The organism is Nocardiopsis sp. M1B1, assembly GCF_052466615.1.
Genome location: NZ_CP196194.1, coordinates 1,549,416 through 1,566,079 on the forward strand (window position 1 = coordinate 1,549,416; position 16,664 = coordinate 1,566,079).

Annotated in this window: 6 protein-coding genes, 1 pseudogene and 1 CRISPR repeat array; of the genes and pseudogenes, 5 read left to right on the forward strand and 2 right to left on the reverse strand. The window is 68.6% G+C overall.

All coding sequences use genetic code 11. The features are described from left to right. The first annotated feature begins 256 nt into the window (after nucleotides 1-256). From ACSTA4_RS06855 to ACSTA4_RS06875, 5 genes and pseudogenes are all read left to right on the forward strand, one after another. The gene (locus ACSTA4_RS06855) at nucleotides 257-1,438 is read left to right on the forward strand and encodes a DNRLRE domain-containing protein (RefSeq protein WP_444962829.1); all 1,182 of its coding nucleotides are present in this window, start codon (nucleotides 257-259) and stop codon (nucleotides 1,436-1,438) included. Between the two features lie 886 nt (nucleotides 1,439-2,324). Continuing rightward, a CRISPR array of direct repeats spans nucleotides 2,325-2,781; the repeat unit is 29 nt; unit sequence GGGACCATCCCCGCGTGCGCGGGGAGCAG. A 1,163-nt stretch (nucleotides 2,782-3,944) separates the two neighbouring features. Next, nucleotides 3,945-5,302, forward strand: a pseudogene (locus tag ACSTA4_RS06860) (plasmid pRiA4b ORF-3 family protein). A 408-nt stretch (nucleotides 5,303-5,710) separates the two neighbouring features. After that, nucleotides 5,711-9,700 carry a TerB N-terminal domain-containing protein gene (locus ACSTA4_RS06865; protein ID WP_444962830.1) on the forward strand — a complete coding sequence of 1,330 codons (3,990 nt, stop codon included), beginning with the start codon at nucleotides 5,711-5,713 and terminating at the stop codon, nucleotides 9,698-9,700. After that, the gene (locus ACSTA4_RS06870) at nucleotides 9,697-11,019 is read left to right on the forward strand and encodes an ATP-binding protein (RefSeq protein WP_444962831.1); all 1,323 of its coding nucleotides are present in this window, start codon (nucleotides 9,697-9,699) and stop codon (nucleotides 11,017-11,019) included. The genes ACSTA4_RS06865 and ACSTA4_RS06870 overlap by 4 nt, the downstream gene beginning before the upstream one ends. Next, complete coding sequence (locus ACSTA4_RS06875) at nucleotides 10,988-13,219, forward strand: DEAD/DEAH box helicase (RefSeq protein ID WP_444962832.1); 2,232 nt, start codon at nucleotides 10,988-10,990, stop codon at nucleotides 13,217-13,219. The genes ACSTA4_RS06870 and ACSTA4_RS06875 overlap by 32 nt, the downstream gene beginning before the upstream one ends. 182 nt (nucleotides 13,220-13,401) lie before the next feature. Here the strand turns inward: ACSTA4_RS06875 and ACSTA4_RS06880 are convergent, their stop codons facing one another. Both ACSTA4_RS06880 and ACSTA4_RS06885 read right to left on the reverse strand, forming a co-directional pair. Then, nucleotides 13,402-15,861: a DUF262 domain-containing protein gene (locus tag ACSTA4_RS06880; protein WP_444962833.1), complete on the reverse strand. Its 2,460-nt coding sequence runs from the start codon at nucleotides 15,859-15,861 to the stop codon at nucleotides 13,402-13,404. 165 nt (nucleotides 15,862-16,026) lie between these two features. Next, nucleotides 16,027-16,620, reverse strand: coding sequence for a hypothetical protein (locus ACSTA4_RS06885; protein WP_444962834.1), 594 nt, complete (start codon nucleotides 16,618-16,620; stop codon nucleotides 16,027-16,029). Nucleotides 16,621-16,664 lie beyond the last annotated feature (44 nt).

Below are 16,664 nucleotides of genomic sequence, written 5' to 3' on the forward strand. Positions count from 1 at the left end.
GTCTGACGTGAATGGTTTTTCCTGGCTGTCGAATAAAGGATGCCCGCGTGTTCGCGTGCTTCTTTTCGGGTGGGCCGGGTTTGCGCGGTGCCGGTGTTTCTTCGGGTGATAACCAGAGTTTTGGTCCGCGTTTATACCCCTGGGGTTTGTGGGGTGCTGTGGGAATTTGGTAAATTCCTCGTGGCTGAAGCGGGATGTGAACGTTTCTCCTGAATTCTTTTTCGGTCATAGCTGGAATGTGTAGGCACCACCCGTAATGCGTCGTTCCCTGACCCGTGCGACGGCGGTCTGTGCGGCTTACGCCCTAGTCCTCGTACTGGGGGCGGTCGCTCCCGCCACAGCTGACGAGGGCGTTCCCACCACCGCCGACGGCTCCGTCGCCCCCGGAGGGCCCGGTGCCCCGGGGGAGCGGAGCGGTGGACCGCGCGGGAGCGACCCGGACGCGGAGGGGACCAGCGGCCCGGCCGGACCCGGGGCCGCTTCCGCCACCGACGGTCCTCCCGCCCCGGCGCGCCCCCACGGTGAACGGATCGAGGTCGAGAGCTCCTCGTGGACCTACGTGGACCGTGCCTTCCCCGACCGGCCCCACGACGGCGCCGAAACCGCGAGCGTGGGCACCGGACGCCTCGAATGGGACCGGAACTACACCCGCCGTGCCCTGTTCCGGTTCCCCGTCGCGCCCGGCCACGGCGCCGTCGTCGAATCCGCCGTGCTGCGCACCGAGGTGGCCTGGTCCTACGACTGCGGCAGCGACTCCTTCGTACAGTTGCACCGGATCGACCCCTTCCACGAGGGGGCCACCTGGAACGACCAGCCGCGGGCACGCGCCCTGCTCGACACCCGAAGGATCAGGGGCGGGCGGTCCGCCTGCCCCGTGCCCGGCGGTGTGGAATTCGACCTGACCGAGGCCTACCAGCGGGCCGTGGACGCCGGAGAACCCCACATCCACCTCCGGCTCGGCGAACGCGACGAGTCCGGGACCACGGCCTGGCGCCGCTTCGACGTTGAGGACCACCCGCCGGTGCTGGTGGTCGACCACAGCACGCCGCCGTCCCCGGACGCGACCGCCGATCCGAACGCCCTGCGGAGCGCCCCCGAGGAGGGCGCGGCCGACGACGGGGCGCCCGGCGGGCGCGCCGCCGTCCATGGGGAGGGCTCCCCGGACCCCGCGCCGACCACCCGGTTCGCGCAGGGACTCGACATCTTCGGCGTCACCGTTTCCGGGGCCCGTGGAGGCCACGGCACCCGCGTTCCGGACCTTGCCTCCGCTGGCCGCATGCCGGGCGGGGGTGAGCGGATCCGTCCCCGGCGGGGGAGACGGACCGGCCGCCCCACCGCTGCGGACGGCCACCGGCGACGGGACGGGGACACGCCGCCCAGGGTCCGGGGGCCACCGGACACCGTCCGGTCGGAGACCGTTTCGGTCCACCGATCATGAGGAAGAGGAACCGGTTGACGGACGACGGCACCCGCCTTTCCCGGTGCGTCATCCAGTTGGGTGCGAGGACGCACCGGCGGCAGCCCGAGGGGGTCGGGCTGGCCGCTTCCCGGAGCACCGTGTGAGGTGGGCGGAGCTCGGAAGCGGCCACGGAGCCACGTCACCGCCGCGCCGGCCACAGGGCACGGTGGCCGTCTGCGGCGAGGGCACGGTTCCGTGCTGATGAGAGAGGTGCTCGTTCCCGATACCGGTACGCGTCCACGGCAGGGCCCGGCAGGGGGCTCCGCCGCCGGAGGCCGCAGCGGCCCGGAACCTCCTGTGTGCATGGGCACCACCCAGGAGGACACCGGGCCGCCATCGGCGTTCGTGCGTAGGGACCGTGCACTCCACTGTCAGCGGGTGACAGTGCTACCCGGGTGCGGCCCGCACTGACCGACAGCTGACAAGGGTTCCTCCTCCTGAGCTCACTTCGGCCCTGGAGGCCCGGGCGGGGCGGTGCGCAGATGCGCTGACACGGTGGGGAATCGGAGCGCGGGGGCGGGGCCGAGGACACCATGGAGAGCCCCGACGCGGTGCCCTGTTTCATCAGCGGGGTGGAGGAGGGAGTGGAGGAACTGGCGGATGGTCCTGACAGAGAGATTTTGTCAGCGCTGGAGTGCCTGGATAGGTAGGACGACTACCTGCGCTGCGCCTGATGTCAGCCGATCTTTCCGCTGGAGCGGGATCGAATTTGCGACCCTTTGTCTGTCTGTCAGTCTCGGGAAAGCACGTCCGTGCGCGCAGGGAGTACTGACAGCGTTTCTGTCACCGGTGCTGACAGAGCCGGGAGCATGCCTGTAAGCGCCAGAAATCACGCCAGCCCTGCTGACGCCGCGCTGACAGAACGCGGACCATCCCCGCGCGCGCGGGGAGCAGCCGTACCGGGCCATCCCCGACTTGCAGTTCAAGGGACCATCCCCGCGTGCGCGGGGAGCAGGGACCCGGGCCGTCCCGGAGCCCGCAGAACGAGGGACCATCCCCGCGTGCGCGGGGAGCAGAGGCGGGCGTAGGTCGCGGGCTCGGGGCGGGCGGGACCATCCCCGCGTGCGCGGGGAGCAGGCGGAGGCGGCGGGGGAACTCACCCGCCACCCGGGACCATCCCCGCGTGCGCGGGGAGCAGAGCGCAGGCAAGGGCTGAGCCCTCCGGCCTGTGGGACCATCCCCGCGTGCGCGGGGAGCAGCTGTCCTTGTAGGTGTGCGGGAGGGTCATGGTGGGACCATCCCCGCGTGCGCGGGGAGCAGCAGCAGCTGGGGAACCAGCGGCTGGCAGAGCCGGGGACCATCCCCGCGTGCGCGGGGAGCAGAGTCAATGAACTGCGAACTTACCGGTGGCAAGCATCCGTTTTTCCAACTTCTCTAGAAACAGTCACACGTACCACTGGTACTAAAACCACCAAAAAGCTCATCAAACACTCAAAAACCACCACTTCGATGTCCGGCTCACCAGACCTCAGCGGTGCTCGAAGAGCTCGAAGACGACCCCCCACTTGGAGCCGTCACTCGCAAGGCGACCACTCAGCAGGATTCAATCACGCACGGAAGGGATCCAGGACACCCAACAAGAACGCAGCGGTCAATTCACCCTTCCTCACGTGCCCGAGCATGGACACCACCCAATATCCGGCCTGCCCGAAGCACTTCCCGCGCGAAAAGCGCTTCCCCTTTCACCGCGGCCGTGTCCCGCGCGTCTCGGCCAGAAACACCACAGGCTCCTGTACCCGTCGACATCTTTCCCGGCCCTTGTCCACCCTAGCCGGGCACCAGCGTTCCCACCCCTGACACCGCCGTCCTCGTCCCACATCCACATGGGCACGCCCATTCCCCACCAGAGCAGCCACTCCACTCACCGGATTGGACATCCCCGCAGGCAGAACCTCTTGTGCCTCGCCCCGGCCCGGCCCCTCTCTCACCCCGGTAAGAGTGAAGAAAGACGTGATAAGTCGGGGCGTGAGAACGAACACCCTGTACCACCCCTGACCTGCACTGTCAGCACCATCCACCCTGTTCGCACGCTTAGGCGAACACCTGACGAACACCCCCGCCGCCACTGACAGCCGAGCTCCACGCGGATTTCTTTACTTCCGCATGCGCCAGCGGTTCACTTCTCATGGGCATTGACGTTCCCGGCGTCCCCGGCGTCCCCGGCGTCCACGACGGGCCACGATCGCGTCGAACGTTTCCGGCTCTTGAGTACCCGGCTCCATACTCCGTGGTCGTCGAGGGCGCTTCCCGGCGTGGTGGCGGGCCACCGGACATGTGGCCCTAAACCTCGGGACGCCTCACTCCGGGCAGTCCACTGGATGCAGGACAGCACGCGGCACCAGTTGCGGGCGACCCGCGATTCCCATGGGAGGGACGTCTGGTTCCTCGGTACTCTGCCCCCGTGCGCGATCACGACGGACCCGACAACGTTCCTGATGAGTCCGAACGTCTGCCGTGGGACTCGGCCGACCCGTTCACCAGAACCGTGCCCTTGTCCCGGCGGCGACCGCGCCGCGACGAGGCCGTCGCCTACCGGGTCAGTGCCGAGCTCACGGGTACCGAGCCGCCCGTCTGGCGCGGGCTTGAACTGGCGTCGGACCTGTTCCTGAACGAGGTGCACGCCATCCTCCAAGCCGCGTTCGGTTGGGAGGACTACCCCCTGCACCGCTTCGGCAGCGGTCCCGACTACTACAACGACGACACGGAGCGCTACCTGTCGCCGTTCGATGCGGCTGAGGGTGAGACCGGTGTCCCCGAGGAGCAGGTGAGGCTGGACGAGGTCCTGGTCGACGTCGGAGACCGACTGTTCTACGTCTACGACTTCGGCGACGACTGGGAGCACCTGCTCACCCTCCAGGCCGTCCTGCCCCGCGACGCGGACACCGCGCGGGCCGTGTGCACGGACGGAGGCCCGCGCCTCCCGAGGACTGCGGCGGTGCGCCCGGGTACGAACTCCTCAGTGCCGCCACCGACACCGGGCACCCCGAGCACGCCGAGGCGCTCGCCGAGTACCGGGAGGCCTTCGGCGAGGACCCCGACCCGGACCGGGCGCCGGTCCCGTTCGACGCCGACGCGGTCAACCGGACCCTGAGGGTGGTGTCCGAACCGCTCCCCGAAGGCCTTCCCGGGTCGGTCGTCGAGTTGCTCGGCTCCGTGCGCGACCCGCGGGTGCGGGGGCGGCTGCTGTCCCTGGCCGCCGAGGCGACCTCGTCCGGAGACGAGGAGCCGAGCACGGCCACCGTCCGCGCCGCGGTGGGCCCCTACACCTGGTTGCTGGACCACGTCGGCGACGACGGGGTGAAGCTGACCGGATCCGGGTACCTGCCACCGGCCAGTGTGGAGGAGGCCGCCGGAGCGCTGGGCCTGTCCGGGAGCTGGATAGGCGCGCTCAACCGGGAGAGCCAGACGCTCCCGGTGCTCAACCTGCGCGAGTCCGCGCGGAGGATGGGACTGGTGCGCAGGTACAAGGGGCGGCTGCTGCCCACCAGGGTGGGCAGGGAGGTGCGCGACGACCCCCGGGCGCTGTGGGACCACCTGGCCGCACGGATGCCGCCCGAACCGAAGCCCGAGGTCGAGCGGGTGGGGTGCCTGGTGACGGTGCTGGCCGCAGCGGCCGGGAGCCGGGACGTGCCCGGAGAGGTCGCGGAGGCCCTGACCGGCCTGGGGTGGCGGATCGGCGAAGGCCTGCCGGTGGACTCCCTGGCGGCCAGGGACACCGCCCACGAGGCGTGGGTGGTGCTGGACGTGTTGGGCGGGTGGCCCAAGGGTTCTCTCGCCCGTGGGATCGCGCCGACGGCGCGGGGCAGAGCGTTCGCCCGCGCGGCCCTGCGGAAGACGGGCTGAACGTCGGGCTCGAAGCCCCTGACCGGTGACTTGGTGCCCGTGGACTGATGGAGCGCCCATCCCGCTGACCTTCAGGCAGGGTAAGTGCCGACCGGGCAGATACCACTTCCCACTTTGCCGGAGTGGCTCCTACGGCTACGGGCTGACCTTGTAGGGAAAAGGCGAAACCTTGCGTAATGCCATTGATATGATTCCGCGGTAAACTCTTCGGAGGAAGTACGAAGCGTGCCCGGATCCCTACCTTCCGTTTTTGTATCCTTTTCTGTTTCGATGCTCTTCTGGGATTTCTGGAGTATATTTATCTGGCTCTAGCGGTTCGGGTGGAGGGTGGGCGCAGGGGTGGCTCTCTTCGGTGCTGGTCGGCGTTCTCGCAGTTCCAAGGAGGGCGGGGCGGACGGAACTCCTGGCATGCCCGAGGCCCCGGGTCTGTGGTGGGTGCCCCGAGGGTTTCCCGTCACAGTTCAGAACGTGCGTGTCAACGAAGGACTCTTCTACGTCGGGATCGTCCGTGACCAGCGTCCGGATTCCCGCGAGATCTCCACGGTGGACGTGAACCTGCACGTCAGCGCCGAAAAGTCTTCCACCCTCAAGCTCTCCGACAACGTTCCCGTGCCCTACCACCAGCACAGCTGGCCCGCGCGCCTGACCTACTTGCGCTGGCTGACCGACCGCGACAAGTACGTCGAGCAGAATTTCCTCCTGCTCTACCTGTGCGGTCTGGAGCACCGAGCCCTGGCCAGGCTGGACAGTCCCCGATGGCCTGCCGCTGACCTGCCTGCCCTGCGCCGGGAGACGGAGCGTCTGCTGCGCAGACACAAACACCACGTCCACTTCGCCGAGAAGGCCCGGGGCTTCCTCGACCTGCTCAACCACCTGGCCGCTCCGGGGCAGGCCCACACGGGCGGGGGTGAGCGCCCTGCCCCGGGCCAGCGGACCTACCGATCCGTCAACCCGAACGGTTACACCGTCCACTTCGGGACGCCGATTCCCAGATCCGCCCCTGGGCCGGGCTCCGCACCTTCGACCCCCCAGGCCCCTGCTGCTCGGACCCCGTTCGTTCCCTCACCCCTCTTCGCGCCCGCGACCCCCGTGCCGGTTCCCTCGTCCTCCCAGGACCACGATCGGCCGCCCTCCACCACGGACACGCGCGGCGGTGGCGGCGAAGAGCCCTCTGGCGCACCAGCGGACGAGGCCACCCCCTTCCTCGATCACCGTCTTCTGGCTGAGGTCCAGGCCGACGTACGCAACTCCGAAGCGCTGCTCGCCGACCTGTACGCCGATGACGAGGAAGAGGTGACGGGAACCCACCGGCGTCCTTCATCTCCCGGGCACACGGTGGCTTCGAGTGACGTAGGCGAGGACGGAACCGATACCGACGGGCAAACAGGGGAGGACGGCTCCGCCCGGCTTGCCGCCGGGCCCGCAGCCCTGCTCGCGGTCCTCGCCAGCAGCACCGAATGGCCGCGTTCGGTGGCCTCGGCAGAGGCCCGCAGGCTCGGGCTGATGCTGGGCGCGGCTCTGGAGGCCATCAACGAGTACGCGGTGGACACCGTGGACGCCCTCCTCGTGGAGGAGGAGGGGCAAACGCTGTTCCTGGACGAGGAGGTGCTTGCCGACCTCCCACCCCATGAACTCCGCGCTGACGTGAGAGGAAGGGGTCTCCCCGAAGACTCGAACCGGGTGCCGACTGCCCAGGCGCCCACAGCCGTCCACTCGGAGACCGACAACGTTTCGGGTTCCTCGCCCCGGCTCCACGCTGAACCCTCTCCCGCGCGGCCCCCCGCCGTTTCGCCCGCCGCTCACAGGGAATCCGTACGTTCCGCCTCCACCGCGCCGAGGCCGGAACCCCCGCGCTGGGTCGGTCCTGACGAGCGCGTCCACATCGGGGGCAGGGACATCGACGGCGGGCTCTTCTACCTGGGCACGCCCGCCCACACGAACGTCGCTCCGGAGGCGATCGACCCCCTGCTCTCAGCAGCCGTCAGCGGTACGGCCAAGCACACGGCGCTCACCACCAAGGTCAGGTCCTACGGGATTCTGGACCCCGAGGCCCGTGCCTCTCACCTGGACTGGCTGGCCCGTAGGCGTTACGGCGAGGTCGGCGAGAACTCCCTCTTCCTCTTCATCATCGGTATGGAGAAGCGCGCCCTGGTCGATCTGGCGGGTCGACCTGGGGCCGGGCACGACCTCGGAGACCTGGTCACGGGGCTGCGTGAGGTCGCCGCCCGCTACTCGACCCTGCGCCGCTTCCGAACCCGGGCGGACAGCCTGCGCGCCGTTCTGGAACGCATGGCCGCGGACATCGGCGGAGACGAAGGGGCACCGAGGCCTCCCCACGCCGCGACGCACACGCATGGCGTGCCACCACACCTCCTTCACGGGCTGGGCTGGCTGGCCCAGCGGGGGCGCAACGTCGACGCCGAGTGGGCTCTTTCCTGGAGCATGCATGAGCTCCGTGTCCAGCCGACGCTTCGTCTGCGCACCGATCCCGGTTTCCACGCCCTCTTCCGCAAGTACTTCACCAGACGCTTCCCGAATGGCATCGTCCTACCGCCCTTGGAACGTCGGTTGGAGTGGACCTACACCCCGGTCCACCCACGGCTCTCCCCTGTGCGGGTGCCCACCGACGACGTCTCGGACTACTCCAGGTACGCACCCGCCCTGACGTCGCTGAGAGTGCTCGTCACGGACGCGACCGACGAGTACACCAGGGTGGGTTCTTCCTCTTCGCCGAGGCCCTCCGAGAGCGACGCGGAGGCCGGTCCCGAAACCAACTCGGGGAAGACGGTACGGCTCGGGGGGCCGCCCCGTCGCGACCGTGAGGACGTGCCCGTCCCCTCCGGTGGGGGCAGCGTCTCCGAAAAGGGTTCCGGTCGCTGGTCCCTGTGGCGCGCCCCGGGGACCCCCGTCAGGGTGGGGCCCTACATCGTCCCGTCGGGGATGCTCTACACCGGACACGCACCCGACCCCGACCTGGTCGACAACGTCCAGTGGGCCTCGGCACTCGATTCGAGTCTGCCGATCGAGCGCGCCGACACGGTCGGGGACGAGCGGGTCGCAAGAGAGCTCACCAGTTACTTCGAACTCTCCCCGCGCCAGCGCGGCCAATACTTGTTGTGGCTCTCCAGAGAGCGCACCGAACCCGCTCCGGTGGTCTTCGCCAGGCTCTTCCTCAACGGTCTGGAACGCCGTCTCGTCGAGATGCTGCGCGCCGAGCGGACGGACACCCCCGACGTGGCCCCGATCAGCCGGGAGCTGGAGAAGCTGCGTGACGTCTTCGTCGTCCTTCCCGAGGTGGTCCACGACGTCGACCAGCTCGTCCGCCTGTGCCGGCACGTCCGCCAGGCGGGACTGCACGGATCTGAGGGTTCCCCGGAACGCACCTACATCCACAGGTCTCGCTGCCCCGGCCTTGGGACAGTGCCGGTGCCGCTGTTCCGGACGGAGACAGGAGAGGAAGGGAGCGCATCCCTCGAAGACCACGAACCCTTCGAACCCGGTACCGGGGCTTCCGAACCCGCGAACTCTCCCACCGTGGGGGCGGAGCCGGTGCGGGCCGCCCGACCGCAGACCTCCGCGGATACCGGACAGGTACGGTCGGACACCGCACCCGACACCGCACCCGACACCGCCCAGAGCACGGAACCGGAGCAGGATCGCGTATCCGATCCCCAGGAGCAGTCCCCGACCGTCGCTTCTCCCGGGACATCCTCCACTGAGCGGCTGGTGCGCGCCCACGCTCTGCTCGGACTCCAACTCGCCCTCCGCTCCACCGGGCCGGGCGCCGGGGTCCGGGCGAGCCTGGTCCGCGGCCTCTGCTATCTGACTGACCTCGACTTGGAGGAGCTGAGCCGCTTCCAGCTCCACACCTGCGAACGAGGGGTTCCCGAGTCCCTCGCCGACCTCGTGGCCGTGCTCGCCTCCCTGCCTCTGCGTGGTCGTGAGGGCGCCGGAGACCTGCTCCTGGAGAGTGCCGAGGCCACAGGCGACCTCACCGCCCGCCAGATAGATCTTTTGCTGTGGATCCACCGCCGCCTCGGCACAGAGGGGGTGTTCCGACTGCGGCTGAGTGAGCGCGGTGCCGCACCCGCTCGCACGGGTCGCACGGACCGTTCCGCCGACTCCGAGCCCGCTCCCGAGACGGTCACCGCCTCCGCGCCGCCCGCCGTCCCCCAGCTGGCGGAGCCCTACGTTCGCCTGTTGGTCGACCTGGGCGAGCGCCGCGAATGGAAGCTCGCGGACGTGGCCCGACTGGCCTGCTGGTACGGGCTGAAAGTCCTCGATGCCGTCGACACCATCAACGAGGCGGCCTGGGGTGTGGACGAAGAGGACGTCCTCGTGGAAGAGGACACACGCGTGTCCGTGAACAGCGCACTGCTCAAGGAGATGACTCGATGAACCTGCCCGTGAAGAAACCCCGGGTGCTCCAGCGCGAGCAGGGGCCGCTCCTGGAGGCACTGCGCACCGGAGTGGTCCCCGGTAGGGGAGCTCAGCTCATCCAGGTCGGGCGGGAGAAGGAGATCGCTGCGATCCTGGACAGCCTCAAACACATCAGGGGCGGGGCGGGTACGAGCCGGTTCGTCATCGGCGACTACGGTTCCGGCAAGACCTACTTCCTCCGGTTGATGTGCATGGTGGCGCACCGGGAGGACCTGGTGACCGTACACGCCGACCTCACCCCCGATCGGCGCCTGCACGGTTCCCAGGGACGGGCCCGCAAGCTCTACTCGGAACTGGTGGCCAACATGGCCACTCGCGGCAGGCCCGGCGGTCGCGCGCTCACCTCGGTGGTGGAGAGATTCGTCGGCAGGGTTGAAGAGGAAGCGGAGACGGAGGGCGTCCCCGTACGCGACCTGCTCCGCAGCCGGTTGCGCCGCCTGCGTGAACACCCTGCCGGTCCCACCTTCGCCAGGGTCGTCGAGGCCTACTGGGAGGCCTACCACGAGGGCGACGAGAACAGGAGGGATCAGGCCCTGCGCTGGCTGCACGCCGAGTACGCCATCAAGTCCGAGGCCCGCGACCTCGGGGTACGGGAGATCATCGACGACCGCAACGTGTTCGACAACCTCAAACTCCTCGCCGACTTCGTCACCATGGCCGGGTACCGGGGGCTGCTCGTGTGCCTGGACGAGATGGTCAACCTGTACAAGATCAATCACGCGGCAGCCCGCAAGTCCAACTACGAGCAGATCCTCAACATCATCAACGACACCCAGCAGGGCCTCGCCCCCCACCTGGGCTTCCTCTTCGGCGGCACCCCCGACTTCCTCACCAACCCGCACCGGGGCCTCTACTCCTACGAGGCGCTGCGCTCCCGCCTGGAGGAGAACCCCTACGCGGGCAACGGGCTGGTCGACTACCACGGTCCCGTCATGCGCCTGGGCAGCTTCACCAAGGAACACTTCTACGAACTGCTCAAGAAGGTTCGCGACGTCTACACCAGCAACGGGCAGGACCTGCCCGGTTTCACCGACGACGCCGTCGAGGCGTTCATGCGGCACTGTGACAGCCGGGTGGGCGAGGCGTACTTCCGCACCCCCCGCTCCACCATCAAGGAGTTCGTCGGTCTGATGGACGTGCTCCGGCAGAACTCCCAAGCCCGTTGGACAGACCTGCTCACCCGGGTGGAGCTGGCCCCCGAAGCCAATCCCGACCTGCTTCCGACTACAGCTCAGGACACCGACGATGACGAGCACCTCGCTGCCTTCCGGATGTGATCCGGTCCCCGGGGAGAAGCGGAGCGGGTTCGAACTGCTGGACCGCTCCGTGCAGCACTGGGTGTGGCGACGGCGCTGGCCCTCCCTGCGCCCGATTCAGGAACGCGCCATCGCCCCCATCCTCGCCGGCGACACCGACGTGATCGTCACCGCCGCCACCGCAGGCGGCAAGACCGAGGCTGCCTTCCTGCCGATCTGCTCGGCGCTGGTCGCCGCTGGCCGGGGAGCGGAGCACGGTGGCGGTGTTCGCGCCCTCTACGTCAGTCCGCTCAAAGCCCTCATCAACGACCAGTACCAGCGGTTGCGCGGTTTGTGCGCGGACCTGGACATCCCGGTGACCCCTTGGCACGGGGACGTGGCCGTCAACGTCAAGGACCGGTTGCGGGGCGATCCCGACGGGATCCTGCTCATCACTCCCGAGTCCCTGGAGGCACTCCTCGTCCTGGACGGCAGCGGTGCCGCAAGGATGTTCGGTGCGCTGTCCCACATCGTCATCGACGAACTACACGCCTTCCTGGGCACCAACCGCGGTGCGCAGCTGCGCTCCCTCATGACGCGGGTCGAGGCCGCCTCCGGACACAGGGTCGCGAGGGTGGGGCTGTCGGCCACCCTTGCCGACCTCGGCGGGGCAACGGAGTACCTGCGTCCCGGAGGGGGTGAACGCGTGGTGATCGTGGCCGACGAAGGGGAGGGCAGGCAGGTACGTCTGCAGGTCCGCGGCTACGTCGAGGACCTCACCGATGAGCGGGGAGCGGGCGCGGTCAGCGCGGACATCGCCGACCACCTGTACCGGACTCTGAGGCGCGGGCACAACATGGTCTTCGCCGACTCCCGCGCCGGAGTGGAGGGCTACACCGCGCTGCTGGCCGAGCGTGCCGAGCGCGACCGGATCGCCAATCCCTTCCTGCCGCACCACGGTTCCCTGTCGGCGGAACTGCGCTCCCGCGCCGAGGAGCGCCTCAAACAGCGGGCGGCACCGGTCACCGTGGTGTGCACTTCCACCCTCGAACTCGGTATCGACGTGGGATGGGTGGACCGGGTGGTGCAGGTGGGAGTCCCCCCGGACGTGGCGGGCCTGCGGCAGCGCCTGGGCCGCTCGGGTCGGGGAGACGATCCGGCGCGGCTGCTGGTCTACGTCACGGAGCAGAGCCGCCCCGAGGATCCGTTGGAGCGTCTGCGTACCGCCCTGGTGGAGACGACTGCCACCGTCGACCTGCTGCTGCGCCGCTGGTACGAGCCGCCTCGCCTGGACAGTCCGGACCTTTCCACCCTCGTCCAGCAGATCCTGGCCCTGGTCACCCAGGAGCACGGCACCACCGCGGCGCGCCTGTACCGCGTGCTGTGTTCCTCGGGGGTCTTCCCCGGGGTGGACCGGGACACCTTCACAGCACTGCTCCGGGGGATGGGCGAGCACGGACTGCTTGCCCAGGAGCGCGGCGGTCTTCTGCTTCTGGGACCGGAGGGTGAGCGCCAGGTCAACCACTACTCGTTCTACGCGGCCTTCACCACGGTGGAGGAGTTCGAGGTGGTCGCCTCCGGGAACCGGCTCGGCACGGTACCGGTGCCCCCATCGCTCATGGCTGGAACTCCGTTGACCTTCGGAGGGGCCACGTGGCGGGTGGTGGAGGTGAACCGGAAGGAAGCTCGCGTGCTGGTCGAACCCGCTTCGGCCGGCGGCCCGCCTCCGGGGTTCATGGGAACCGAATCTCCGGTCAGCGACGGGGTGCGGGCGCGTATGCGGGAGGTGTACACCGGCACGGATGTCCCCGCCTACCTGGACGACGCGGCCCGGATCCTGCTGGAGGAGGCACGTTCGTCCTTTGGCGACCTGGGTCTGCGCCGCTCGCCGGTCCACGCGTACGAGGACGGTCTGTGCGTGTTCGCCTGGCGGGGTGACGTGGTGATCGACACCGTGTGCCAGCTGCTGCGACGTTATGGGATGACGGCCTCGCGGTCGGGGTGTGCGCTGCTCGTCCGCGACGCCACCCCTGAGCGTCTGGCCGAGACTGCCGGACGGCTGTTGGGCGCTCCCCGCCCCGATGCGGTGGAGCTGGCCGCGGAAGCCCGGGACAAGGCGGTGGACCGCTACGACGCCTACCTGCCGGAGGAGCTGTTGAACCGGGCGCACGCGGCGCGAGCCCTGGACGTGCCCGGCGCCTTCGAGGTCTTGGCCGAACTGGCCGCGCAGGCGGGGGCGTAGGCGGGGAGGGATGATTCCGAAGGGGCAGTACCCTATTCGCCTCTCACCCCAGAGGACGCGAAAGGCCTTCGGCGCGGAAGCCTGACAGGGTGATCGCACCAGCTGACGTGACACCACGGAAGACTTTCGCGGGTAACCCGTCGGGTTGGCTGGTCGGAACCAGGTTCCGACCAGCCACGGATTCAGCCCCGTGCGGTCAGCCATTCCTGGCAGCGCTCGCGGAACCACGTGAGCACTTCCAGCACCTGTCGCCCGCTGTCGCCCACCAGAGCCTCCAAACGGAAGTTCGGCCGCCTTTCGAGCGCGTCCTCCGGCAGGGCGACGCCCGGGACGGCGTTGAGGCGGTCGAGCAACTCACGCCGCATCTCCACCGCATCGAACGGCGGGCGGCCGCGCATGTGCTGGAACACCACCTCCGCGGTGCCCAGCCGGGGGTATAGGGTCAGGGCCCACCGTTGGTGCGAGGACGTCGCCTGGTCCCAGGTCCGCATGAAGCAACTGGTCTCGATCCCGTCCCCCCACCGCAGCGCACCGCCCAAGGCGGTCCATTCGTCGAGGAGCTCCAAGGTCGCTCGTGCCGTCTCAGGTTGCTGGCACTCCAACAGCTGGTCTCGGAAACCGCGCTCGCGCTCGACCGCCCTGTCGATCTCCAGCCCCAGCAGTTCGGCTAGCGCGGCGGCGGAGAAGAAGCGGTCACGGTCCACCCCGGCCCGCTCGGCGACAGCCGTGTTCGCGAAGACACGGTCGTGCTGTACCGCGTGCTGGTGCTTCTCCAAAAAGTCGGCCACCGTCGCGGGACTCGTCCCCGCCAGGAGCGCCAGCTCCCTGTGGGTGGTCCAACTCTCCGCGGCTACCATGGCCAGTGCTTCGCCGATCTGTTCCTGGACTGTCTCCTCCAGCAGACCGGCGTCCTGCCCCGCGTCCAGCGGAGCGGGCCACAAGGCGAGAGCTCGTTGTGCCAGATCAATGGCACGCGATTCGATTTCGGGTCGTCCCCAGCTCGCGGTGTCGGCGATCTTCTTGTTCATCCACAACGCGCTGGAGTCGAAGATGCTCTGTTTGCGCTCGAACATGTGGTTGGAGAGTTTGGAGTTCTGTGCGGTCAGGGTGAGGTTGCCCAGAGTGTGGAGGAGTCGTGCGTGCAGCTCCTCATGTGTCTCTCCGGGTGCGGTCTGCCCGCCGAGGACGACCTTCCATTGTTTGGTCAGCCTCTGCGGCATCACGTGCTCGATACTCAACTGGGCCTTGCTGAAGTCGACCGGTTCGGGGGAACCGTAGCTCTCCTCAAGTCTGCGTAGTACGTAGGTGCGCTGTGGCCCCCGGCCTGACCAGTAGAAGTTGCGGTTGGCCACGGCCTCGGTCAGAGCGCTGTCAGTGGGCCAGCGCCTGCGCGGATCTGATAGGTAGCGGCGCACGGAGTCGGCCACGGAACCGCCGGGACGAATCTCCTTGGGTGAGGAAGTGAAGATACGGTTGAGCCCCTGCGTGGGCACACCGGCGATCATTCGTCGCACCAGGAAGCTCTCCACGTACCCCAGGGCCCGTACCAGCTCCTCAGTGCCGACGTGTCCCTGGTCGCGCAAGTCCATCAGGTGTAGGGCGAGCGGCCGGTAGATCATGTTGCCCCAGTCGACCAGCCGCTGTAGCACCGCTGCCAGCTCGGGGGCGTCCTCGTACCCGGGATCGATGACACGCAGGAGCAGCCGCCCCCGGCGCCGGAGCTGTTCCAGTTCCTCGCGCAGGGCGGGCTCCCCGCCGTCACGGGCCGCCTTCTCCAAGCGCTCCTTCTGGCCGTGGTAGACCTCGCTCTGCTTGGCGCGGTCGTCGCCTCGCAACACCAGATCCAGCCAGGCGAGAGTCTCCAACCTGTCGGGCCCCAGTTCCTCCTGCATTGGCAACCAGACGTCGTCGTAGACCTCCTCGCCACTCTTGGGGAGGAGCATGAAGACGTAGTTGCGTAGCAGGTCGGTCTGGCTCAGTCCCTTGCCGGTGTTGTTGAGCGACTCGAAGATCCGGTACACGTTGTCGCCAGGTTCGGCGACGATCTCCACCAGGGTCAGCCGGTGACCGATGGTCTCCTCCATCCGCATGAGCTGCTTCTCGTCGTAGTCGACCACCATGCGGGAGAAGTAGTTGTAGGCGAATCCGACGTTGTCGTCGGTCCCGGCGCTCGCGGACTTTCGGATGACGGAGTGATAGGAGGCCCGGTCGACCTGGGTGGGGGAGAGCCGGTACCTGTCGTCCTTCTTCTCGAACTGGTTGATCAGGTACACGCCATCGATCTTGTCGGCTCCGCTGAAGTCCTCTGGGTCCAGGATCTCGACTGCCTGAAGGCGGTCGCGGATTGCGGCCAGCGCGATGGACAGGGTGGTCAGCCTCTGCTGGCCGTCGATGACCAGGGACCGGCTCAGCTTGCTGGCGAAGGACACCCCCGGGGCGAGGACGACCGATCCCATGAAGTGCGGCGAGGCGGGCCTGCCCGACTCCTCCGCGGCCAGATCGGTGGCGACCTGCTCGGTGAGATCGTCCCAGAGCCGCTGGAGCTCCTCCTTACCCCACGAGTAGGGGCGTTGGTACAGGGGGATCTGGAACTGCTTGGAGCCCTCGACCAGCTTCTGGAAGGTGGTCTCGTTTGCCTTCATAAGCGTTCATTCTCTTGTGGGGGCGTATGGGGGATAGGGGATGGGGTTTGTGCGGCGGGTGCTCTTGGGAGAGCGGTACCGTTCAGCATAAGGAACGCCGAACAGCCCGGCAGGGGATCAGGGAAAACCGGCCGAAACCGGCCCCTTCGCCCCTGCCGGAGCGGTTCAGGCGATGTCGCCGACGAAGTAGACGGTCTCGCGCACGTAGTCGTCCATCTCCTCCCAGTCGCTGAGCGTCAGTTCGACCTGGAGGTAGGACTCCTCCTCGGGGAGCGCGCAGCCGAAGCCCGCGGTGGCGGTGCGCCCGTCCATGACCGCCGAGGTGAACCCGGTGCCGGTCTGGTCGGTGTACACGTCCTCGGCGGTGCGGCCCTCCTCGCCGACCTGGCAGTAGACCGAGAGGTAGGTGAGGTCGACCGGGGCGCCGGTGGCGTTGTCGAACTGCACGTCGAAGTACACGTACGGGGTGCTCTCGGGCATGTCCCACTCGCCGGAGACGCGGCGCTCGACCCCCGCCAGGCGGACTGTGAGGCCGTCGGCGTAGGTGTACTCGGAGCCGAACTCCTCCTCGACCGCGCCGGGGGTTTCCTCCTCGGCGGACTCCGGGACCTCCTCCTGCGCGGCGGGGGACTCGGCGGAGTCCTGCACGGGCTCCAGGTCCACGATCTGGTTCTCGTCGGGCGCGTCGGCGCAGCCGGTGGCGAGCGCGAGCAGGACCACGAACAGGGCGCCGCTGAGGGCGGGCTTGAGGTTCTTCACGAGGGGTCTCCTCCAACGGGGGAAGTGGCGGCCGGGGGTGGCCG

Excerpts from the sequence above, each read along its gene's own strand:
- ACSTA4_RS06865 (WP_444962830.1), top strand. The coding sequence starts at position 5,711 with ATGCCCGAGGCCCCGGGTCTGTGGTGGGTGCCCCGAGGGTTTCCCGTC.
- ACSTA4_RS06880 (WP_444962833.1), bottom strand. The coding sequence starts at position 15,861 with ATGAAGGCAAACGAGACCACCTTCCAGAAGCTGGTCGAGGGCTCCAAG.
- ACSTA4_RS06855 (WP_444962829.1), top strand. The coding sequence starts at position 257 with ATGCGTCGTTCCCTGACCCGTGCGACGGCGGTCTGTGCGGCTTACGCC.
- ACSTA4_RS06875 (WP_444962832.1), top strand. The coding sequence starts at position 10,988 with ATGACGAGCACCTCGCTGCCTTCCGGATGTGATCCGGTCCCCGGGGAG.
- ACSTA4_RS06870 (WP_444962831.1), top strand. The coding sequence starts at position 9,697 with ATGAACCTGCCCGTGAAGAAACCCCGGGTGCTCCAGCGCGAGCAGGGG.